Here is a 913-nt window from a genome sequence, read left to right as displayed (position 1 = left end):
AGCTCGCAGGTATTGTTTAATCAATCGTAGAAGACGTTTGTCCTTCACCTTGTCACCAAGGCGCGTCATCAGCAGATCGTAATTAACTCGGTCAAAGAACTTAGACAGATCGACATCGACCGCGAAGCGGCGACCTTCCTTGATGATGTCTCGAACCTGCTTTACCGCCTGTTGCCCATTTCGATTTGGCCGGAATCCAAAACTATTGTTTGAGAAATCGGGATCAAAAATAGGCGTAAGGACTTGGGCAATCGCTTGCTGAATCACTCGATCACAGACGGTTGGAATCCCCAGTTGGCGAGTACCACCATCGGGTTTATCGATTTCAACGCGTCTGACCGGTGAGGGCGTATATCGACCTGTTGCCAGTTCGGTAGTGACCTTCGTCCAGTGTCCTGCGCTTGCCCATACGGGAAATTCGTTGATGGTCATGCCATCCACTCCTGCAGCCCCTTTATTGGCTTGAACGCGTTTCCATGCCGCTGAGAGGTTATCCCGTTGCAGCACACGCTCAAATAGATCGTTACTAAAGGCTGGCTTCAGATCACTACGCTGAATCACGTCATCGCCTGACGGCGTTCGTGCGTTCAAGTGTGACAAGGCTCCTCCTTTATTCTTAATGTTCAGGCCTTCACCATGTATCAGCCATTACGCTGACCGTTGGGCTACTATGCCGTCTGCTGACTTCTGCTTAATCACTGGCAAAGTTACCTCTGCCAGCGCTATCGGTTTGTATCTAGTTCGCTCTCCACTGGCGATACATTCAGCGGAGCCAAGGCACTTATTGACCAGAGCCTTACTGGTGGTTTACCGATCGCTTGTTAAGCAGATCTCCCCAGATAAGAGCATGAACTGTCCCTGCGCAACTGCATCATTTACGGTGGCCGTTAGATCACACGGCTTCGTTGTCTTG

1 protein-coding gene is annotated in these 913 nt (G+C 50.5%); it reads right to left on the bottom strand.

The features are described from left to right. The coding region (locus A3773_RS16800) for a reverse transcriptase domain-containing protein (RefSeq protein WP_269454514.1) at nucleotides 1–591 on the bottom strand (591 nt) is incomplete at its 3' end. Nucleotides 592–913: the final 322 nt, after the last annotated feature.

Origin of the sequence: Neptuniibacter pectenicola, from assembly GCF_001597735.1 — a bacterium.
Lineage (GTDB): Bacteria > Pseudomonadota > Gammaproteobacteria > Pseudomonadales > Balneatricaceae > Neptuniibacter > Neptuniibacter pectenicola.
Note: the sequence above shows the minus strand (reverse complement) of the source record. Positions and strands in the feature narration are given on the sequence as shown.